The sequence below is a fragment of the Bacillus sp. GMs2/2 genome (assembly GCF_050172095.1).
GTDB classification, from domain to species: Bacteria; Bacillota; Bacilli; order Bacillales; family Bacillaceae_G; genus Bacillus_A; species Bacillus_A cereus.
The window spans coordinates 1-22,299 of sequence record NZ_JBNLYE010000049.1 but is presented as its reverse complement, the minus strand read 5'-3'; the positions used below and the strand labels follow the sequence as shown (position 1 = coordinate 22,299).

Below are 22,299 nucleotides of genomic sequence, written 5' to 3'. Positions count from 1 at the left end.
TTCTTATTTCTTATATATAATAGATTGAGAGGAAATTCCACAATTATTTACATTATTTTCTGAAAAAATAATAAATTAAAAGTGGAGATTATATATTTTTGTGAAATATGAGCAATAGATGATAAAGATATCGAGCATTAAGACCTAAATTTAAAATTAGGTTGGCGTAAAGAAGATAAGTTAGATTTGGGCTGCTCGTAAAAGCCCAATTAATGTGGGCTAATAATTAGTGGGGAGGAACAAAAACCCTACTGATTAAAGTTTCACTTTATATATGAGTTTTTGATATACTGTTTATAAATACATATGAGGTTATTCGGGAGGTTCAAAACAATGACAGAGGAAAATAAGTCCTTTTATATTACTACCCCAATTTATTATCCAAGTGGAAAATTACACATTGGACATGCTTATACGACAGTAGCAGGAGATGCGATGGCACGATATAAGCGTATGCAAGGTTATAATGTGCATTATTTAACAGGAACTGATGAGCATGGACAGAAGATCCAAAAGAAAGCAGAAGAGTTAAATATTACGCCACAGGCATATGTTGATAACATTGTTGCAGGAATTAAAGAGCTTTGGGAGAAGATGGATATTTCTTATGATGATTTTATTCGTACAACTGAAGATCGTCATAAAGATGTTGTCGAAAAAATCTTTAAGCAATTAGTAGATCAAGGTGACATTTATCTTGATGAATATGAAGGTTGGTATTCTGTACAAGATGAGACGTTCTATACAGAGCATCAATTAGTAGATCCAATTATGGAAGGCGACAAAGTAGTTGGAGGAAAAAGCCCAGATAGTGGTCATGATGTAGAACTTGTTCGTGAAGAATCTTATTTCTTTAGAATGGGTAAATATGTCGACAGACTATTAAAGTTCTATGAAGATAATCCACATTTCATTCAGCCGGAGTCTCGTAAAAATGAAATGATTAATAATTTTATTAAACCAGGATTAGAAGATTTAGCGGTTTCTCGTACTTCATTTGACTGGGGAGTTCGTGTTCCTGGTAACCCAAAACATGTTATTTACGTATGGGTTGACGCATTATCTAATTATATTACGGCGTTAGGTTATGGAACAGCAAATGAAGAGAAATATAAAAAATTCTGGCCTGCAGATGTGCATTTAGTTGGGAAAGAAATTGTTCGTTTCCATACAATTTATTGGCCGATAATTTTAATGGCATTAGATTTACCTCTTCCGAAGAAAGTCTTTGCTCATGGCTGGATTTTAATGAAGGATGGAAAGATGAGTAAGTCAAAAGGAAACGTAGTAGATCCAGTTACATTAATCGATCGTTACGGATTAGATGCATTACGTTATTACCTACTTCGTGAAGTTCCATTTGGATCTGATGGTGTATTCACACCAGAAGGATTTGTGGAGCGTATTAATTTCGACTTAGCAAATGACTTAGGTAATTTATTAAATCGTACAGTAGCTATGATTGATAAGTATTTTAACGGAGAAATCCCTGCATTTAAAGAAAATGTGACGGAATTTGATGAAACGTTAGTAGCGTTTGCACAAGATACTTTGAAAAAAGTAGAAGAAGCAATGGAGAATATGGAGTTCTCTGTAGCGTTAGGATCTATTTGGCAACTAGTTAGTCGTACGAATAAATATATTGATGAAACACAACCATGGGTATTAGCAAAAGATGAGAATGATCGTGAAAAGTTAGCTTCTGTAATGGCTCATTTAGCAGAAGTACTTCGTCAAACAGGTATTATGCTTATGCCATTCTTAACAGTAGCACCAAGCAAGATGTTTGCTCAGCTTGGCCTTACTGATGAAGCTCATAAATCTTGGGAAAGTCTATCTACAATTGGCTGCATTCCAGCTGGAACAAAAGTAGAAAAAGGAAACCCAATTTTCCCTCGTTTAGAAATGGAAGTGGAAGTAGAGTACATTAAAGAACAAATGAAAAGCTCTGCTCCTAAAGTAGAAGAGAAAAAAGAAGAAGAACCGAAGGCAGAAGAAATTACAATTGATGATTTCTTTAAAGTAGAATTACGCGTAGCTGAAGTACTATCTGCTGAACCTGTGAAAAAAGCAGACAAGTTGTTAAAAATTCAACTAGACTTAGGCACAGAAAAGCGTCAAGTTGTTTCTGGAATTGCAAAATTCTATTCGCCGGAAGACTTAAAAGGTAAAAAGGTTATTTGTGTAACAAACTTAAAACCTGTAAAATTACGCGGTGAATTATCGCAAGGTATGATTTTAGCGGGTGAAGAGAATGGCGTATTGTCATTAGCATCAATTGACCAAAATCTACCAAATGGTACAAAAATCAAGTAATTAAGACAAGAAAAGAGATGTTTCACGTGTAACATGTGTGAAGCGTCTTTTTTCTTTTTACACTCTCTATTTTTGCATTAAGATTGTAGTATTGTTATCGTTAAGTTATTAAAGAACTTATTTTTGTAGAATAAACTTGATTTCAATATAAAAGGAGTTATGTATTATGTTGTTTGATACACATTCACATTTGAATGCAGAGCAATTCGAAGAAGATTTGCAAGAGGTTATTGCCCGAATGAAAGAAGCGGGAGTTACTTATACAGTTGTTGTTGGTTTTGATGAAGTAACGATAAAAAAGGCGATGGAATTAGCTGAAGCCTATGATTTTATTTACGCTGCGGTTGGCTGGCATCCAGTTGATGCAATCGACATGACAGAAGAACATTTAGCTTGGTTAGAAGAACTTGCTTCTCATCCTAAAGTCGTTGCACTTGGAGAAATGGGCTTAGATTATCACTGGGATAAGTCTCCAAAAGAAATACAGAAAGAAGTATTTCGTAAACAAATTGCATTAGCGAAAAAAGTAAATTTGCCGATTATTATACATAACCGCGATGCAACTCAAGATATTGTCGATATTCTAGAAGAAGAGAATGCAGCTGAAGTAGGAGGCATTATGCATTGCTTTAGCGGTAGCGTAGAAGTAGCAGAGCGATGTGTTGATATGAACTTTTTAATTTCGTTAGGTGGACCAGTTACATTTAAAAACGCTAAGAAACCGAAAGAAGTTGCTACGGAGATTCCATTAGAGAAATTGTTAATAGAGACGGATTGTCCCTATTTAACGCCGCATCCATTTCGCGGGAAACGAAATGAACCGAGTTATGTAAAACTCGTAGCAGAAGAAATTGCGAATTTAAAAGGAATTTCTTATGAGGAAGTAGCAGAAATGACAACTAAAAATGCAAAAGTTTTATTTGGTGTTGAATAAAAAGAACGGGGGAAACTTGTTCTTTTTTATTTTGAGAAAAACTAGTAGAAGTAATGAAGAAAATAAATGTGAATGATGAAGTGTTACAATAAGGACAGGGAACAAAGATTTTTCTATTCTATTTTTTAAAATATAAGAATGGGGAAAATAATAATGGAAAAGTCGTCATTTTTTTGTTTTACTAAGTAGAGACGAAATGAGTGTGGAGGCAAGCATGAAAATAAAAGAGATTATCGTTGTAGAAGGTAAAGATGATACAGTTGCGATTAAGCGTGCTGTTGATGCGGATACAATTGAAACGAACGGTTCAGCAATCGGTGATCATGTTATTGAGCAAGTTAAATTAGCGCAGCAAAAAAGGGGCGTTATTATTTTCACAGATCCGGATTATCCTGGAGAGCGTATTCGAAAAATTATTTCTGACAAGGTTCCTGGCTGTAAGCATGCTTTTTTACCGAAGGAAGAAGCGCTTGCTAAAAGGAAAAAGGGTGTTGGGATTGAACATGCTTCTAATGAGTCGATTCGCCGTGCTCTAGAGAATATACATGAAGAAATGGAAGCTTACACAAGTGAAATTAGTTGGAGTGATTTAGTCGATGCAGGCTTAGTGGGCGGAGAAATGGCAAAGAGCCGCAGAGAAAGAATGGGTAAGCTATTAAAGATTGGTTATACAAATGCAAAACAGTTACATAAACGATTACAGATGTTTCAAGTTTCAAAGGAATCATTTGCAGAAGCTTATAAGCAAGTAATACAGGAGGAAAAAAAATGAAGGATATCGCAACGCCAAATCGTACAAAAGACATTGTTGAAAAGTATGGATTTTCATTCAAAAAAAGTTTAGGACAAAACTTTTTAATTGATACAAATGTATTAAATCGTATTGTCGATCATGCAGAAATTGGTTCAGAAAGTGGTGCAATTGAAATTGGACCAGGTATTGGTGCATTAACAGAGCAATTAGCGAAGCGTGCTAAAAAAGTAGTGGCTTTTGAAATTGATCAAAGACTATTACCAATATTAGATGAGACGTTAGCGCCATATGGTAATGTTACAGTTATTAATAAAGACGTACTAAAAGCAGATGTACATGAAGTATTTAATGAGCAATTTGAAGAAGGACAAGATGTAATGGTAGTAGCTAACTTACCGTACTATATTACAACGCCAATTTTATTTAAATTGCTTGAAGAAAAGTTACCAGTTCGTGGATTTGTTGTTATGATGCAAAAAGAAGTTGGAGATCGTTTAGCTGCTAAACCTGGAACGAAAGAGTATGGTTCTTTATCGATTGCCATTCAGTACTATACAGAGGTTGAAACAGTTATGACTGTACCGCGTACAGTGTTTGTACCACAGCCAAACGTTGATTCTGCAATTATCCGCCTTCTAAAGCGTCCTAAACCGGTTGTAGAGGTGACAGATGAAACGTTCTTCTTTGAAGTAGTACGAGCAAGTTTCGCACAGCGCCGTAAAACTTTAATGAATAATTTATCAAATAATTTAAATGGTTTCCCGAAAGATAAGGAGTTATTGGATCGAATTTTAACAGAAGTAGGAATTGATCCAAAGCGAAGAGGCGAAACGCTATCTATTGAAGAGTTTGCAACATTAAGTAATGCATTAGTTCTTCATAAATTATCATAAGAATATGAAAGGGACAGTTCAAGTTGAACTGTCCCTTTTGTCACCTTTCTCTCTCTAAATTCATACTTTAAAAACAGGTAAGATGGCCTAATGAGTTTGGAGGTAGGAGAATGGTTTTACATGTTGGAGAATTAGTGGAACGATATTCTCATAAGAGGGATATTCTTTTTCGTATTATAGAAATAAAAGGCGAGATAGCTATATTGTTTGGAGAAGAAATTAGACTGGTGGCGGATGCGCCACTTGAAGATTTAATTAGTATAGATCAAAGAGAACATAAAAAAAGGGTGAAGCGTGAGAAAGAAACAATGGAGCGCACGTATCGTTTGTTTCAACAAGATTATGTACTGATGAAACAAAGGCATGAACATACTTCAACTGGTGGATACACAAGTGAGGTAAATTATTTTCAAATGCCGGGACGTGTATTGCATATAGATGGAGACCCTTTATATTTGCGCAAGTGCTTAGATTTATATAATAAAATTGGCGTTCCTGTTCAAGGTATTCATTGTAAAGAAACGGAGATGCATGAAAAAGTAGTAGACTTAATAGATCACTTTCGCCCAGACATTCTCGTTATTACAGGACATGATGCATATACAAAATCAAAAGGAGTGAAGGGAGATTTAGCGGCATATAGGCATTCAAGGCATTTTGTACAGGCTGTTCGTGAAGTGCGAAAAAAATATCCATCATTGGATCAACTTGTTATTTTTGCTGGGGCATGTCAATCACATTTTGAGGCACTAATTCGTGCAGGGGCCAATTTCGCTAGTTCACCATCTAGAATTAATATTCATGCACTAGATCCTGTATATGTAGTTGGTAAAATTAGTTTTACTTCATTTATGGAGAGAGTCAATGTATGGGATGTCGTACGTAATACAATTACTGGTGAAAAGGGACTAGGTGGAATTGAAACGAGAGGGATTTTACGAACGGGATTACCTTTTCAACATTACGAAGAGTAAGCAGGATACATATGTATCTTGCTTTTTGTATGGAAGGATTTAAATGAATTTGGATAAAAAGAGGTAAGAACGTAAAGACTACGTAATGATACTTTTACAATATAGTATTTCTTCTATCTATTCAAACGCAGGATGATATTAGCTGTGAATCGCGGTTAATAATTAGGATAGATATATCGTGCTTTAAGTGTTCAATCTAAATTACAGCGAGGTGTAGCGAAGTATATGTCAAAACGTTTAGATGAAATTAAAAGCGAATTAGATCACCATCTTGGACAGCGACTTATGTTAAAAGCAAATAGTGGAAGAAGAAAAACTGTGGAGCAATCAGGTGTACTAGCAGAAACATACCGTTCCGTTTTTGTTGTACAATTGGATCAACAAGAAGATGCGTTGCAACGTGTATCTTATAGTTATGCAGATGTTTTAACAGAGACAGTAGAGTTAACATTTTATGGAGACCCTCATAATGAGGTCATTTTATAATCTGTATATCATTACATATATTCCCATAAATGAAAAGCTATATTATTTTGCATACTAACTATACCGTAGCAAAATAAGGAGGGACTCTGCATTGAGTAGACGAAGAGGTGTCATGTCAAACCAATTTAAAGAAGAGCTAGCAAAAGAGCTTGGCTTTTATGATGTTGTTCAGAAAGAAGGATGGGGCGGAATTCGTGCGAAAGATGCTGGTAACATGGTGAAACGTGCTATAGAAATTGCAGAACAGCAATTAATGAAACGAAACCAGTAGTTGTAAGATACTTTCTATGCTACGGTAGCCGAGGAGACATTCCTCGGCTTTTTGTACTCTAAAAGGTGCCATCATTTTACATAAGTAGTTTCATTCTGAATGCTTTTCGTTATAATTAGGGAAGTGTCATCGTCTTACTATAAATTTATGGTAAAATAAACGATAAAAGATTGAGTACATAGAGTGGGTGAATAGATTGAAGCTACTAGTGAAAGCACCAGCAAAGATTAATCTGTCGTTAGATGTACTGGGAAAAAGACAAGACGGATATCATGAAGTGAAAATGATTATGACAACCATTGATTTAGCAGATCGTCTAGAACTAACGGAATTAGCAGAAGACCGTATTGAAATTTTATCCCATAATCGGTATGTCCCAGACGACCAACGAAATTTAGCTTATCAGGCAGCGAAATTATTAAAAGAGAAGTTTAATGTAAAAAAAGGTGTATCTATTACTATTGAAAAAACGATTCCAGTAGCAGCTGGATTAGCAGGTGGAAGTAGTGATGCAGCAGCGACATTACGTGGTCTTAATAAATTATGGAATTTAGGGCTTACAATTGATGAGTTAGCAGAGCTTGGTGCAGAAATTGGATCAGATGTATCGTTCTGTGTATACGGAGGCACAGCAATTGCCACTGGAAGAGGAGAGAAAATTGAGCATATAAAGACTCCGCCTTCTTGTTGGGTTATTTTAGCGAAACCACATATAGGTGTATCTACTGCTGATGTGTATGGAAATTTAAAGTTAAATCGAGTTACACATCCAAATGTAGATAAAATGGTTGATGTCATAAATTCTGGTGATTATAAAGGAATTTGTGATACTGTTGGTAACGTTTTAGAAGATGTAACATTTGGAATGCATCCTGAAGTTGCCCGTATTAAATCACAGATGAAGCGATTTGGAGCGGATGCTGTATTAATGAGTGGAAGTGGTCCAACTGTATTTGGACTTGTACACCATGATTCACGAATGCATCGCATTTATAACGGATTAAAAGGATTTTGTGAACAAGTCTATGCGGTACGTTTATTAGGAGAGCGAGAAACGCTTGAATAAAGACGTATAATACGTTATGATTTGTTTAGAATATTCGTGATTTGAGGTGAGAGTATGAAAATTAGAAGAAGTACAAGATTAGTCGATATGACTTATTACTTGCTACAAAACCCTCGTCAGCTAGTATCTCTCACTTTTTTTGCTGAAAGGTATCAATCGGCTAAGTCTTCCATTAGTGAAGATTTAGTTATTATTAAGCAAACGTTTGAACAACAAGGGGTCGGCACATTGCAAACGATACCAGGAGCAGCAGGAGGAGTGAAATATATACCGTATATAAGTGAAGAAGAGGCAGATCTAATTATTGATGAGCTTTGTGGCTTATTTGAAAACCCAGATCGTATTTTGCCTGGCGGTTACTTATACATGACAGATTTATTGAGTAATCCTCGCCATATTAATGGCGCAGGTCGTTTGTTTGCTTCTGTTTTTGCTAGGCAACCAATTGATGCAGTTATGACGGTGGCAACGAAGGGGATTCCACTTGCTTATGCAGTGGCAAATTACTTAGATGTACCAGTTGTAATTGCAAGGAAAGATAATAAGGTAACAGAAGGTCCGACTGTTAGTATTAACTATGTGTCGGGTTCTTCTAAACGAATTCAAACAATGACGTTAGCAAAACGCAGTCTTCCAGAAGGGTCGAATGTTTTAATTATTGATGACTTCATGAAAGCTGGCGGAACAATTCAAGGTATGATGAGTATGCTAGAAGAATTCAAGGCTAATGTTGTTGGTATTGGTGTATTAGTAGAATCCACAGATATTGAAGAACGACTAATTAATAATTTTGTATCATTAATTCGTCTATCGGAAGTTGATGTGAAAGAAAAAACGATTCAAGTGGAAAAAGGGAATTATTCTCTTGCGCCATTTGATGAAGGGCTTGTAGAGGCGGAATAAAAGATAGAGCAGATAGCTCTATCTTTTTTATTTTATTTATAGATTATAAAATAGATGGACAAACTGCCTTTCGTACACTATTTTTAAAGAGTAAAATAAATAATAAAAGGGTGAAAAGTATGAAAGTTGTTCAAACAAGCAAGGCACCACAAGCAATTGGACCTTATTCACAGGGGATTATTGTAAATAACATGTTCTATAGCTCAGGACAAATTCCATTGATGGCAAATGGGGAGCTTGTAACAGGAGATGTAACAGTACAAACAGAACAAGTATTTCAAAATTTACAAGCGGTATTAGAGGAAGCAGGTGCTTCATTTGATACAGTCGTAAAAACAACAGTATTTTTAAAGGACATGGATGATTTTAATGCTGTGAATGAAGTGTATAGCTCTTATTTCTCTACTCATAAACCAGCTCGATCTTGTGTGCAAGTAGCAAAATTACCGAAAGATGTTTCCGTTGAAATTGAAGTAATCGCCCTAGTTAAGTAACCTTTTGTAAGCGATAACCTCCACTAATCTCTATATTCAACTACTTTAAAAATTTTTATCTTAAAAATTTTTAAAAAATTAAAGGGAAAATAGAAAATTTGTGGAATTTATACAAATATATCGCTTATTTAGAAAAGGGTGGTGAACACAAGATGGAAGTGACTGACGTAAGATTACGCCGCGTAAACACAGAAGGCCGCATGAGAGCAATTGCCTCTATTACTCTAGACCATGAATTTGTTGTTCATGATATTCGTGTAATTGATGGTAATAATGGATTATTTGTAGCAATGCCAAGTAAACGTACTCCAGATGGAGAGTTCCGTGACATTGCACATCCAATTAATTCTGGTACACGCTCTAAAATTCAAGATGCGGTTTTAACAGAGTATCATCGTTTAGGCGAGTTAGAAGAGGTTGAGTTTGAAGAAGCAGGTGCTTCGTAAAATTCGAATGAAAAGGGCTTTTGACAAAAAGCCTTATAATTTTGTAGCAAACTCCTGTAAGCATTTACAGGGGTTTGTTTTTTTTTGCTTTATATTTGGAAACTTCATAATTTATTAACATAAAAAGAAGAAACTACTAATTTTTTCAAAATCATTTTAAATAGTATAGCTTATTTCTTAAAAAAGATACTAAAGAGTAAAACATCTTATAAGAATTATGGTAAAATTTAATAGTTAAAATGTGTTTCTTGAAATATATGATGATTTAGGATAATATCTTTAATGGATAAATAGGTTGCGATGGAGGGTCTATATGTCAAACAGATTTGCAGTGATTCTAGCTGCAGGTAAAGGCACACGTATGAAGTCAAAGCTATACAAAGTGCTGCATCCTGTATGTGGAAAACCTATGGTACAACACGTAGTCGATCAAGTATCTCAATTAGGATTGCAGAAACTTGTAACGGTTGTTGGACATGGTGCTGAAATGGTACAAGAACAGCTAGGGAACGTAAGTGAGTTTGCATTACAAGCAGAACAACTTGGTACAGCACATGCTGTAGATCAAGCTGCAAATGTACTTGCAAATGAAGAAGGAACAACTTTAGTTATTTGTGGTGATACGCCTCTAATAACTGCTGAAACAATGGAAGCATTACTTCAGCAACATAAAGAAGCAGGAGCAATGGCGACGGTGCTAACAGCATACATAGAAGAGCCTGCTGGATATGGCCGTATTGTTCGTAATGAGAATGGTCATGTTGAAAAGATTGTTGAGCATAAAGATGCAAATGTGAAAGAATTAGCTATTAAAGAAATCAATACAGGTACGTATTGTTTTGATAATAAGGCTTTATTTGCTTCACTTTCTAAAGTTTCAAATGATAACGTGCAAGGTGAATATTACCTTCCAGATGTTATTGAGATTTTAAAAAATGAAGGTCATATCGTATCAGCTTATCAAACAGAGCAGTTCGATGAAACGTTAGGTGTTAACGACAGAGTCGCTCTATCGCAAGCGGAAATTATTATGAAAAACCGTATCAATCGAAAGAACATGGTAAATGGTGTTACAATTATTGATCCAAGTAACACTTATATTTCTGCTGATGCAATTATCGGTAGCGATACAGTTCTTCATCCAGGAACAATTATTGAGGGGAACACTGTAATTGGTTCTGATTGTGAAATTGGACCGCATACAGTAATTCGCGATAGTGAAATTGGAGATCGTACGACAATTCGACAATCTACTGTACATGATAGTAAGCTTGGTACAGAAGTATCGGTTGGTCCATTTGCACATATTCGCCCAGATTCAGTTATTGGAGACGAAGTACGCGTTGGAAACTTCGTGGAAATCAAAAAAACTGTCTTTGGTAATAGAAGTAAAGCTTCACACTTGAGTTATATCGGGGATGCACAAGTTGGAGAAGACGTGAATCTTGGTTGTGGTTCAATTACGGTGAACTATGACGGTAAGAATAAATTCAAAACTGTGATTGGTAATGGGGTATTTATTGGATGTAATTCAAACCTTGTTGCTCCAGTAACAGTTGAAGATGGTGCTTATGTGGCGGCAGGCTCTACAATTACAGAGAATGTTCCATCAAAAGCATTATCGGTAGCACGTGCACGTCAAGTTAACAAAGAAGACTATGTTGATCAATTGCTGAATAAGAAAAAATCATAATAATGTGGAGGGTTAATCTAGATGTCGACTCAATATCTAAATTCTAATTTGAAAGTATTCTCTTTAAACTCTAATAAGGAACTTGCTGAGCAGATTGCAAAGCATATTGGAGTAGGACTAGGAAAATGTTCTGTTGATCGTTTTAGTGACGGAGAAGTTCAAATTAACATTGAAGAAAGTATCCGTGGTTGCGATGTATTCATTATTCAATCTACAAGCTTCCCAGTAAACGAACATATCATGGAATTACTTATTATGATCGATGCATTAAAACGTGCATCTGCGAAAACAATTAATATTGTTATTCCTTACTATGGTTATGCGCGTCAAGACCGTAAAGCGCGTTCTCGTGAACCAATTACATCGAAACTTGTAGCAAACTTGCTTGAAACAGCAGGTGCAACTCGTGTAATCACTCTAGATTTACATGCTCCACAAATTCAAGGGTTCTTTGATATCCCAATCGACCACTTAATGGGTGTACCGATTCTTTCTGATTACTTTGAAACAAAAGGTCTTAAAGATATCGTAATCGTGTCTCCTGATCATGGTGGTGTAACTCGTGCGAGAAAAATGGCAGATCGTCTAAAAGCGCCAATCGCTATTATTGATAAGCGTCGTCCTCGCCCGAACGTTTCAGAGGTAATGAACATTATCGGTAATATTGAAGGCAAAACAGCGATTTTAATTGATGACATCATTGATACAGCTGGTACAATTACATTAGCAGCAAACGCTCTTGTTGAGAACGGTGCTTCTGAAGTATATGCCTGCTGTACACACCCAGTATTATCTGGTCCAGCAATTGAGCGTATTCAAAATTCAAACATTAAAGAGTTAGTTGTAACGAACTCTATCGTATTACCAGAAGAGAAGAAAATCGACAAAGTACATGAACTTTCAGTTGCTCCATTAATCGGAGAAGCAATCATTCGTGTATACGAAGAAGAATCTGTGAGTGTATTATTCAATTAATTGGATAGAATGAGACGTAACCAAAATTGGTTACGTCTTTTCGTATCGAAAAAAGAAAGTAGTGGTACAAGAATGAAATTGATAGTAGGACTTGGGAACCCAGGTAGAGAATATGAATTAACAAGGCATAATATTGGATTTATGGCCATTGATGAACTTGCGAAGCGTTGGAACATTTCTTTGAATGAACAAAAATTTAAAGGTGTATTTGGTGCAGGGTTTGTTAATGGAGAAAAGGTAATCTTATTAAAGCCGCTAACATATATGAATTTATCTGGGGAAAGTATTCGTCCACTCATGGATTATTATAAAATTGATGTTGAGGACTTCGTTGTTATGTACGACGATTTAGACATTCCTGTAGGTAAATTGCGTCTTCGCATGAAAGGTAGTGCTGGTGGACATAATGGTGTAAAGTCAACGATTTCGCACTTAGGAACACAAGAATTTCAACGTATCCGTATGGGAATTGACCGCCCGAAAAATGGAATGAAGGTAGTCGATTATGTATTAGGACGCTTTACATCTGAAGAGATTGCGGATGTTAACCATTCTATTGAAAAAGCAGCGGATGCATGTGAAGAGTGGCTAAATAAGCCTTTTCTTCAAATCATGAATACTTTCAATAGTTAAAAATGAGATTGGGAATATTTCTCTTTTGTTTTACCCATACTAGTAGTAATTGAATTTTTAGGAGGCTAGTATGGAAGGGTATTATTATTGCAGACACTGCGGAGGTAATGTAGGCTCCATTAACGCAGAAAAAGTATATAGCGACGTTTTATTTCAACTAACGGAGCAAGAAGTAGTAGAAATGATTCATTTTCATGAGAATGGAAATATATATATAAAAACGATTTGTGAATCGTGTCAAGAAACGCTCGCATCTTATCCTGAGTATTATGAGTATGAAAAATTTCTGCAATAAAATGTTGTCGCTTTGGCATGTCCAAAGCATTTTTCTGTTTTCCTTTTCCAAAATATTTGCATAAAATAGAATGACTTGCTCTTTATGTTGAGAGGAGTTTTAAAAATGATAGGTTTATTAGAGCAATTTTATAAAAATGAAGAGATACAATCGGTTATTAATGGGTTAGAAGATGGGTTAAAAGAACAACTTATATCAGGGATGGCAACGTCTTCTCGTTCATTATTAATGGCGGCTTTATATAAAAAAACAAAAAAATCACAATTAATCGTGACACATAACTTATACCAAGCACAAAAAGTACATGAAGATTTAGTGGCGTTACTTGGTGAAAAAGATGTGTGGTTATATCCAGTGAATGAACTGATAGCATCGGAAATTGGAGTTGCAAGTCCAGAATTGAAGGCGCAACGTATAGAAGTGTTAAATCGCTTGGCTGCGGGAGAGAATGGAATCATTGTAGCGCCAGTGGCAGGATTGCGTAGATTTTTACCAATAAAAGAATTGTGGAAGCAAAAGCAAGTTGAAATCAATCTAGGGCAAGAGATTGATTTAGATGCGCTCTTGCATACTTTACATCATATTGGCTATGAACGTAAGTCGATGGTAGAAGCTCCAGGGGAGTTCAGTTTGCGTGGGGGAATATTAGATATTTATCCTCTAACTGAAGAACTACCATTTCGTATTGAATTCTTTGATACAGAAGTCGATTCTATTCGATTATTTGATGTGGATGAACAGCGTTCTCAAGGTAAAAAAGAAAGCGTTAGGTTTGGTCCGGCAACAGAGTTTTTATTTTCACAGGAAGAATTAAAATCAGGAATTCAGCATCTTGAAGAAGGCTTGACTAAGACGATGCAAAAACTTTCTGATGATAAACTAAAGACTAAAGTGCTTGAGACGGTAAGTCATGAAATTGAGATGTTGAAAAACGGGCAAAGTATAGAACAGATGTTTAAATACTTATCTATTTTCTATAAAGAACCTGCTAGTCTGATAGATTATTTACCAGAAGATGGTGTTGTAATTTTAGATGAGATTTCCCGTATTCAAGAAACAGCATCACATCTTGAAACAGAAGAGGCGGAATGGTATATATCACTTCTTGGTGAAGGAACAATTATTCAAGATTTATCTTTCTCTCACCCATTCGAGGGGTTTCTTCATCATAAAAAAAGAAGTTTTGTATATTTAACGTTATTCTTGCGTCATATCGCACACACACATCCGCAAAATATTGTTAATGTAACATGTAAAACAATGCAAGATTTCCATGGACAGATGAATTTGTTAAAAACAGAAATTGATAGATGGAATGAAGGGCATTTTACGACTGTTGTACTCGGAACAGATGATGAACGTGTGAAAAAATTACAACATATTTTAAGTGATTATGATATTGAGGCAGATATTGTAGAAGGTACAGATATTTTATTGCCTGGAAGGTTACAAATTGCTGTAGGTGATTTACATGCAGGATTTGAAATGCCGATGCAAAAGCTTGTTGTCATTACTGAAAAGGAGCTTTTTCATAAGAAAGTTAAAAAATCACAACGTAAACAAAAGCTATCGAATGCTGAACGTATTAAAAGTTATTCGGAATTAAAAGTTGGAGATTATGTAGTTCATGTAAATCATGGTATAGGTAAATTTTTAGGTATTGAGACATTAGAGATTAATGGTGTTCATAAAGATTATTTAAATATTAAATATCAAGGTAATGATAAGCTATACGTTCCAATTGAACAAATTGATCAAGTTCAAAAATATGTAGGATCTGAAGGTAAGGATCCGAAAGTTTACAAATTAGGTGGGAATGATTGGAAAAAGGTTAAAACGAAAGTTGAAAAATCTGTACAAGACATTGCGGATGACCTAATTAAACTATATGCTGAGCGCGAAGCTTCAAAAGGCTATGCATATACGCCAGATACGGCAGAACAACAAGAGTTCGAATCATCTTTCCCATACCAAGAGACAGAGGATCAGTTACGTTCTATTGACGAGATTAAAAAAGATATGGAACGCGGACGCCCGATGGATAGGCTCCTTTGTGGTGATGTAGGGTATGGAAAGACTGAAGTGGCTATTCGTGCGGCATTTAAAGCGATTATGGATGAAAAACAAGTTGCAATTTTAGTACCGACAACGATTCTTGCGCAGCAACACTATGAAACGATTCGAGAGCGTTTTCAAGATTATCCAATCAATATAGGCTTATTAAGTAGATTCCGTACGAGGAAACAACAAAATGAAACAATTAAGGGCTTAAAGGATGGAACAGTAGATATTGTAATCGGAACACATCGTATTTTATCTAAAGATGTTACTTATAAAGATTTAGGGCTTCTTATTATTGATGAAGAACAAAGATTTGGTGTGACACATAAAGAAAAAATTAAACAATTGAAGGCGAATGTTGATGTATTAACATTAACGGCAACTCCGATTCCGCGGACGCTTCATATGTCTATGCTTGGTGTGCGCGACTTATCTGTTATTGAGACACCACCAGAAAATCGTTTCCCAGTCCAAACGTATGTAGTCGAGTATAATCCAGCGTTAATGCGAGAGGCGATAGAGCGAGAGCTTGCAAGAGGTGGTCAAGTTTACTTCCTATATAACCGTGTAGAGGATATTGAAAGAAAAGCAGATGAAATTTCGATGTTAGTTCCAGATGCCCGCGTAACGTACGCACATGGGAAAATGAACGAAAGCGAATTAGAGTCTGTTATGCTATCATTTTTAGAAGGACAGCACGATGTTCTTGTAAGTACAACAATTATTGAGACGGGTGTAGATATTCCGAATGTAAATACGTTAATTGTATTTGATGCAGATCGTATGGGATTATCACAGTTGTATCAGCTTCGTGGGCGTGTTGGACGTTCTAATCGTGTTGCATATGCATACTTTGCATATAAACGTGACAAAGTGCTGTCAGAGGTTGCAGAGAAGCGTCTACAAGCAATTAAAGAGTTCACGGAACTTGGATCTGGTTTCAAAATTGCGATGAGAGATTTATCTATTCGTGGAGCAGGTAATTTGTTAGGGGCAGAACAGCATGGATTTATTGATTCTGTCGGATTTGATCTATATTCTCAAATGTTAAAAGATGCAATTGAACAGCGTAGAGGAACAGATGGGGCTGAAAATATAGTTAATGTTGAAATTGACTTAGAGGTAGACGCATATTTACCAGATGCTTATATTTCAGATAGTAAGCAAAAAATTATGATGTATAAACAATTTAGAGGTGTTTCTGCAATTGAGGATATTGAAGAATTGCAGGAAGAAATGATCGATAGATTTGGCGATTATCCACAAGAAGTTGGTTATTTATTACAAATTGCAAATATTAAAGTGTTGGCAATGAAAGAACAAATTGAATTAATTAAGCAGAATAAATTTGAAGTAACATTCCTGTTTTCTGAACAAGCAAGTCAAAATATTGATGGTGGAAAATTATTCATGCTCGGAAATAGTTTTGGACGTATGATTGGTTTAGGAATGGAAGGATCACAATTGAAAATTGTTATGAAAACAAATGGCTTAGAGACATCGAAGTGGTTAACGATTGCTGAAAATTTATTAAAAGGCTTACCAGATGTAAAAAAAGAAGTAATAAATGCCTAAAATAAGATAAAAAAATACAATTCGACGTGCATAGAAGAACTAATGTGTAAAATACTATATCTAACAGTTGGTGATTTTTACATGAACAGGTAAATTCACCACTTTGATCATCAGTAGAAAGTGAGGCAGCATTAGAATGAAAGCAACTGGAATCGTACGTCGAATTGATGATTTAGGCAGGGTCGTAATCCCGAAGGAAATTCGTAGAACTTTACGTATTCGAGAAGGAGACCCACTAGAAATATTTGTTGATCGCGATGGAGAGGTAATTTTAAAGAAGTATTCTCCAATTAGTGAGCTAGGTGATTTTGCAAAAGAATATGCTGATGCTTTATATGACAGCTTAGGACATAATGTGCTTGTGTGTGATCGAGATTCTATCATCGCAGTATCAGGCGTATCGAAAAAAGAATACTTAAATAAAAGTGTTGGCGATTTAATTGAAAAAACGATGGAAGAACGAAAGTCTGTTATTATGACGGATGAAAGTGATATTTCCATTATTGATGGTGTAACAGAAAAGGTTCATTCTTATACAGTTGGACCAATTGTTGCAAACGGAGATCCGATTGGAGCCGTCATTATTTTTTCAAAAGAAGCTATTATAAGCGAGATCGAGCATAAAGCGGTTAATACTGCTGCCAGTTTCTTAGCGAAACAAATGGAACAGTAAGGGTATATTGATTTTAGAAGTAGCAATCTTTCCTAATTATGATCTTTCTTTTTGAGAAATCAATTATTTGGAGATATATGTATATTGAATGAAGGTAGCACTTTGCTACCTTTTTTCGTTGAATATTTTTAACGTGTAGGAACTCATTATTACCCGTGTTGGGAAGGGAGTTTGTTCTTTTCTTTATGATATAATACGAGAGGTGAGAATAGAAAAAGGAGTTTTCTTGTATGGAAGCGAAGAAGTATCAAGCCTTTTGGCGTGGGGCTATTATATTAACGATTGCAAGTTTCGTTACAAAAGTATTAAGCGCTTTTTACCGTATTCCATATCAAAATATAGTGGGGGATATTGGATTTTATATTTACCAACAAATTTACCCGTTTTATGGATTTTGTTTAATTTTAGCTACTTATGGATTTCCTGTTATCATTTCGAAAATGGTTGCAGAACGATTAGAGCGGGGAAAACAAAAAGAAGCAGAAGAAATTATTTGTGTATCTTTTTGGTTCTTATTAGGAATTGGTTTTATAGGCTTCTTTACATTGTTTTTTGGGGCCGAAACAATTGCGGTAGCTATGGGCGATATACACTTAGATAAGTTACTACGTGTTATTTCATTTTCATTCTTATTGATGCCATTTTTGTCTGTAGCAAGAGGGTATTTTCAAGGATTTAATAATATGATGCCAACGGCTGTTTCGCAAGTAATAGAACAAACAATTCGAGTTTCTATTATTGTATTTTTATCGCTATTCCTAATTGCTCACGGATTTGATTTATATACAGTTGGTGCAGGGGCCATGTTAGGCTCAATTGCGGGTGGTCTTATTGGGATTATTGTACTTATATTGTATATGCGTCAAGATTTTCGTTCTATATTCTTCAAAAGTGCAGCGAGAATTAAGGGTAAAAGGAAGATAGTTAAAATCCTTTTTTGGCAGGGGTTAGCGATTTGTGTTAGTAATTTAGTGCTTATTTTTATACAGATGGCTGATTCAGTGTCCTTTTACAGCTTACTTATTGGTGCGGGAGAACAGGCTGAAAATGCAAAGGTATTAAAGGGTGTTTATGATAGAAGTATTCCGCTAATGCAATTAGGTACTGTTGTGACGACTTCTTTCTCGTTGTCACTTATTCCGATTATTACAGCGGCGAAGGAAAGAGGAGATCTTTCCTTTATTCAAGAAAAGGTAAAGTTAGCAGTGAAAATAACATGTGTTATTGGACTTGCAGCAGCTATTGGACTAACTTGTATTATTCAACCTACGAATATTATGTTGTTTGAAAACAGTGATGGATCAGATGTTTTATCTATTTTATCGTTATCTATTTTATTTAGTTCATTGTCAATTACGACAGCTTCTATTTTACAAGGATTGGAGCAAACGTTTAAGCCAGCATTATTTGTTGTATTTGGAGGTTGCTTAAAGTTAGCGTTAAATTATATATTCATGCCTTATTTTGGTGTGAAAGGTGCAGCCTTTGCGACTTTATGTGCGTTAATTATAATCTCTGGACTAAATACTTTGTTGCTTACGAGAGCTGTATCAGGGTCACTTATCAATAAGCGAAATATGTTAGGGGTAGTAATTAGTGGTATCTGTATGGGATTTGTATTAATGATATTCACACGTGTGTTACAGATGTCTGGATTAGTAATTGATACGGAACATAGAGGAAGCGCGACACTTGAAGCGTTGTTAGGTGTAGCCATTGGCGGATTGACATATATGTTTTTTATTTTGAAATTACGTGTATTTACAAAAAAAGAATTAGGAACCGTTATGAAACAAGAGAAAAAAGAAGGTTCATTGAAGAAGAGTGGATAGAGGTGACTGGTTGTGAGTGGAATCATTACTGTTTTAGGTTTAGGAGCTGGTGAATTAGATCAGCTAACGATGGGTGTATATCGAAAAATAAAAGAAGCAGACCATCTGTTTGTTAGAACGAAAGAACATCCAGTTATAGAAGAATTGGAGAAAGAAGGCGTACAATATACGTCTTTTGATGCTGTATATGAAGCACATGATACGTTTGAAATTGTATATGAAACAATTGCGAATAAATTGCTAGAACAAGCTGAAGGTACAGAAATTATCTATGCTGTTCCCGGGCATCCACTTGTAGCAGAAAGAACAGTTCAGCTACTGTTGGAAAAAGGAGAAGTTTCAAATGTTGAAGTGCGAATTGAGGGTGGACAAAGTTTCCTTGATCCTATGTTTGCAAGTCTAAAGATTGATCCGATTGAAGGATTCCAATTACTTGATGCTACATCATTTGAAAGAGGACAATTAGAACTGCGTCAACATTTAATCTTTTGCCAAGTATATGATGCATTCGTTGCATCTGATGTGAAATTAACATTAATGGAGATGTTACCAGATGATTATGAAGTGTATATCGTAACAGCTGCAGGAACTTCATTTGAACAAGTAAAGAAGGTACCGTTGTACATGTTAGATCATGAAACGGAATTGAATAATTTAACGAGTGTGTACGTGCCGCCAGTTCAGGAGCGTACGTCCTTGTATCAACAGTTTGATGTTCTTAGAGAAATTATTGCGGAACTTCGTGGTCCAAATGGTTGTCCGTGGGATAAAAAGCAAACACATCAATCATTAAAGAAATATTTAATTGAGGAAGCTTATGAAGTGTTGGAAGCAATCGATGAAGAGGATGATGATCACTTAGTAGAAGAATTAGGTGATATATTATTACAAGTTATGCTTCATGCTCAAATCGGAGAAGATGAAGGTTGGTTCTCTATAGATGATATCATTCGAACTCTATCTGAGAAAATGGTTCGTCGCCATCCGCATGTGTTTGGAAATACGGATGTAAACAGCGCTGATGAAGTGATTGCAAATTGGGAAGAAATTAAAAAACAAGAAAAAGGATTCGTGAAAGAATCTGTTTTAAATGGCGTTCCCAAAAGTTTGCCGCAGTTACTACGCGCCTATGAAATTCAGAAGAAAGCTGGTAAGGTTGGATTTGATTGGGTTGATGTGCAACCGATGATAGAGAAAGCTTTGGAAGAATGGCAAGAGTTCCAACAAGAGGTTACAAATATGGATGAGAAAAAGATGCTGGGTGAGTTTGGTGATTTACTATTTGCATTTGTTAATATAGCTCGTCATTACAAAATAGATCCAGAAGAGGCGTTACGTTCAACTAATGAGAAATTTACTGGTCGTTTTTTATACATGGAGGCAAAAGTAGCTGAAATGAATAAAGAGATGAAAGATTTATCATTAGAACAGTTAGATGTTTTATGGGAAGAAGCGAAACAGACAGAGCGTTAATAGGGGGATTTGATATGCGTCTAGATAAGTTTTTAAAAGTATCACGTTTAATTAAAAGAAGAACATTAGCGAAAGAAGTAGCTGATCAAGGAAGAATATCTATTAATGGTCAAGTGGCAAAAGCAAGTTCTGATGTGAAAGTAGCTGACGAATTAACAATTCGTTTTGGTCAAAAAATAGTGACTGTGAAAATAAATGAATTAAAAGAAACAACTAAAAAAGAAGATGCAGCAAATATGTATAGCTTAGTTCGTGAAGAAAAAGTAAAAGCGGAAGAAGGCTTGTTCTAAAATCATTTATCCCCTCATACATTACTATTAGCTAGTAAAAACCTATGGGGGGATTTACGTGAATAATGGTTACTCACCTACGTCTTCTAATCAACAAAATGTTTCTGTAGAGCATGACATTATTATGCGTGGCAGGCGTATAATTGATATTACCGGTGTGAAGCAGGTAGAGAGTTTTGATAGCGAAGAGTTTTTACTAGAGACCGTAATGGGTTTTTTAACAATTCGTGGTCAAAATTTACAAATGAAAAATTTAGATGTGGAAAAAGGTATTGTGTCGATTAAAGGGAAAGTTAATGAGATGCTGTATATTGATGAAAATCAAGGGGAAAAAACTAAAGGTTTCTTTAGTAAGTTGTTTAAATGAGCTTAACAATTCAGTTGTATACAATGCTTTCAATGATTGGAATGGGTGCTTGGATTGGAGCGTCTTTAGATACATATCAACGTTTTTTAAAGCGCCAAGAACGTAAGCGTTGGCTTGTATTTATACATGATATATTATTTTGGATTGTCCAAGCATTATCCGTCTTTTATGTATTGCTTCTCGTAAATGAAGCTGAGCTACGTATATATGTGTTTTTGGCATTATTATGTGGTTTTGCGGCATATCAAAGCTTACTGAAGGCACTATACATGAAGCTGTTAAATTTTCTCATCTATATTTTTATGCAAACAACATATTTTTTTGTTCGAATTATACAGCTACTCATGATAAAACCTGTTATTATTATAGCGCAGCTATTTATTGCATTTATATTATTCTTATTTCGTATACTGCTTTCAATTGGACATGTGTTATGGAAAATGGTGATTTGGATATTACTTTTCATATGGAAAGTTTTTTTCTGGCCTGTTCGATTTATTGCTTCGCTCATATGGAAACTTCTCCCTAATCGTGTTAAACTTTTTATAGTGAAACATATAGGGTTCCTGCAATATATAGCAAAATTGAAGGGACATATCTTCCAACTATGGGAGCATATAAAAAAGAAGTTAGGGGGACCTCGGAAATGAGGGAACTGAGACAAAGAACAATCGAAAAACAGAGTCCAAATCCTGTTAAAGAGCATATAATACAAACGGATGAGAACAGGAAGCGACTTTATCGCCGTTTAGCGGTTTTTCTTGTCTTTACTTTTACAATTATTGCGAGTATTGGTGTAACGTTTTATCAACAAAACAGTTCCATTAAAGCAAAAGAAGCAAAAGTTAAGGACATGAAAAAAGAACTGGATTCATTAACGAATAAAGAAAAAAGT

General features: G+C 35.4%; 23 protein-coding genes. All 23 read left to right on the top strand.

Annotated elements, in window-relative coordinates:
* The first annotated feature begins 333 nt into the window (after positions 1-333).
* Positions 334-2,316 (top strand): methionine--tRNA ligase, encoded by a 1,983-nt coding sequence (gene metG, locus ACQGS6_RS09705; RefSeq protein ID WP_000134135.1) that lies wholly within the window; start codon positions 334-336, stop codon positions 2,314-2,316.
* Positions 2,317-2,482: 166 nt separating this feature from the next.
* Positions 2,483-3,250 (top strand): TatD family hydrolase, encoded by a 768-nt coding sequence (locus ACQGS6_RS09700; RefSeq protein ID WP_000895843.1) that lies wholly within the window; start codon positions 2,483-2,485, stop codon positions 3,248-3,250.
* A gap of 214 nt (positions 3,251-3,464) precedes the next feature.
* On the top strand, positions 3,465-4,022 hold the full coding sequence (gene rnmV, locus ACQGS6_RS09695) for a ribonuclease M5 (protein ID WP_000692835.1): 558 nt from the start codon (positions 3,465-3,467) through the stop codon (positions 4,020-4,022).
* The gene (gene rsmA, locus ACQGS6_RS09690) at positions 4,019-4,897 is read left to right on the top strand and encodes a 16S rRNA (adenine(1518)-N(6)/adenine(1519)-N(6))-dimethyltransferase RsmA (RefSeq protein ID WP_000651548.1); all 879 of its coding nucleotides are present in this window, start codon (positions 4,019-4,021) and stop codon (positions 4,895-4,897) included. Before rnmV ends, rsmA begins: the two co-directional genes overlap by 4 nt.
* Positions 4,898-5,007: 110 nt before the next feature.
* On the top strand, positions 5,008-5,871 hold the full coding sequence (gene yabG, locus ACQGS6_RS09685) for a sporulation peptidase YabG (protein ID WP_000242868.1): 864 nt from the start codon (positions 5,008-5,010) through the stop codon (positions 5,869-5,871).
* Between the two features lie 225 nt (positions 5,872-6,096).
* Complete coding sequence (gene veg, locus ACQGS6_RS09680; protein ID WP_000044347.1) at positions 6,097-6,357, top strand: biofilm formation stimulator Veg; 261 nt, start codon at positions 6,097-6,099, stop codon at positions 6,355-6,357.
* Positions 6,358-6,448: 91 nt separating this feature from the next.
* Positions 6,449-6,628 (top strand): acid-soluble spore protein SspF, encoded by a 180-nt coding sequence (gene sspF, locus ACQGS6_RS09675; RefSeq protein WP_002094215.1) that lies wholly within the window; start codon positions 6,449-6,451, stop codon positions 6,626-6,628.
* Between the two features lie 196 nt (positions 6,629-6,824).
* Positions 6,825-7,694: a 4-(cytidine 5'-diphospho)-2-C-methyl-D-erythritol kinase gene (ispE, locus tag ACQGS6_RS09670; RefSeq protein ID WP_000772104.1), complete on the top strand. Its 870-nt coding sequence runs from the start codon at positions 6,825-6,827 to the stop codon at positions 7,692-7,694.
* A gap of 54 nt (positions 7,695-7,748) precedes the next feature.
* On the top strand, positions 7,749-8,597 hold the full coding sequence (gene purR, locus ACQGS6_RS09665; protein WP_000702466.1) for a pur operon repressor: 849 nt from the start codon (positions 7,749-7,751) through the stop codon (positions 8,595-8,597).
* 119 nt (positions 8,598-8,716) lie between these two features.
* Positions 8,717-9,091 carry a RidA family protein gene (locus ACQGS6_RS09660; RefSeq protein WP_000869811.1) on the top strand — a complete coding sequence of 125 codons (375 nt, stop codon included), beginning with the start codon at positions 8,717-8,719 and terminating at the stop codon, positions 9,089-9,091.
* A gap of 152 nt (positions 9,092-9,243) precedes the next feature.
* On the top strand, positions 9,244-9,537 hold the full coding sequence (gene spoVG / locus ACQGS6_RS09655) for a septation regulator SpoVG (RefSeq protein ID WP_000454041.1): 294 nt from the start codon (positions 9,244-9,246) through the stop codon (positions 9,535-9,537).
* 313 nt (positions 9,538-9,850) lie between these two features.
* Positions 9,851-11,230, top strand: coding sequence for a bifunctional UDP-N-acetylglucosamine diphosphorylase/glucosamine-1-phosphate N-acetyltransferase GlmU (glmU, locus tag ACQGS6_RS09650; RefSeq protein WP_426965076.1), 1,380 nt, complete (start codon positions 9,851-9,853; stop codon positions 11,228-11,230).
* Positions 11,231-11,251: 21 nt separating this feature from the next.
* A complete protein-coding gene (locus ACQGS6_RS09645; protein ID WP_000107420.1) occupies positions 11,252-12,205 on the top strand; it encodes a ribose-phosphate diphosphokinase in 954 nt (317 codons plus the stop codon).
* A gap of 72 nt (positions 12,206-12,277) precedes the next feature.
* On the top strand, positions 12,278-12,838 hold the full coding sequence (gene pth, locus ACQGS6_RS09640; protein ID WP_003311537.1) for an aminoacyl-tRNA hydrolase: 561 nt from the start codon (positions 12,278-12,280) through the stop codon (positions 12,836-12,838).
* A gap of 70 nt (positions 12,839-12,908) precedes the next feature.
* Entirely contained in the window at positions 12,909-13,133 is a 225-nt protein-coding gene (locus ACQGS6_RS09635) for an anti-sigma-F factor Fin family protein (RefSeq protein ID WP_000399438.1), read from the top strand.
* Between the two features lie 105 nt (positions 13,134-13,238).
* Positions 13,239-16,769: a transcription-repair coupling factor gene (mfd, locus tag ACQGS6_RS09630; protein WP_000579681.1), complete on the top strand. Its 3,531-nt coding sequence runs from the start codon at positions 13,239-13,241 to the stop codon at positions 16,767-16,769.
* A gap of 136 nt (positions 16,770-16,905) precedes the next feature.
* Positions 16,906-17,442, top strand: a complete 537-nt coding sequence (spoVT, locus tag ACQGS6_RS09625) for a stage V sporulation protein T (RefSeq protein ID WP_000648302.1) — start codon at positions 16,906-16,908, stop codon at positions 17,440-17,442.
* 230 nt (positions 17,443-17,672) lie between these two features.
* The gene (locus ACQGS6_RS09620) at positions 17,673-19,274 is read left to right on the top strand and encodes a putative polysaccharide biosynthesis protein (protein WP_426965074.1); all 1,602 of its coding nucleotides are present in this window, start codon (positions 17,673-17,675) and stop codon (positions 19,272-19,274) included.
* A gap of 12 nt (positions 19,275-19,286) precedes the next feature.
* Positions 19,287-20,747 (top strand): nucleoside triphosphate pyrophosphohydrolase, encoded by a 1,461-nt coding sequence (mazG, locus tag ACQGS6_RS09615; protein ID WP_426965072.1) that lies wholly within the window; start codon positions 19,287-19,289, stop codon positions 20,745-20,747.
* A gap of 14 nt (positions 20,748-20,761) precedes the next feature.
* Entirely contained in the window at positions 20,762-21,037 is a 276-nt protein-coding gene (locus tag ACQGS6_RS09610; RefSeq protein WP_001234876.1) for an RNA-binding S4 domain-containing protein, read from the top strand.
* A gap of 58 nt (positions 21,038-21,095) precedes the next feature.
* Positions 21,096-21,404: a sporulation protein YabP gene (yabP, locus tag ACQGS6_RS09605; RefSeq protein ID WP_001059104.1), complete on the top strand. Its 309-nt coding sequence runs from the start codon at positions 21,096-21,098 to the stop codon at positions 21,402-21,404.
* Positions 21,401-22,054: a spore cortex biosynthesis protein YabQ gene (gene yabQ, locus ACQGS6_RS09600; protein ID WP_000059777.1), complete on the top strand. Its 654-nt coding sequence runs from the start codon at positions 21,401-21,403 to the stop codon at positions 22,052-22,054. Before yabP ends, yabQ begins: the two co-directional genes overlap by 4 nt.
* On the top strand, positions 22,051-22,299 hold a 249-nt coding region (divIC, locus tag ACQGS6_RS09595; protein ID WP_426965071.1), incomplete at its 3' end, for a cell division protein DivIC. The genes yabQ and divIC, both read left to right, overlap by 4 nt.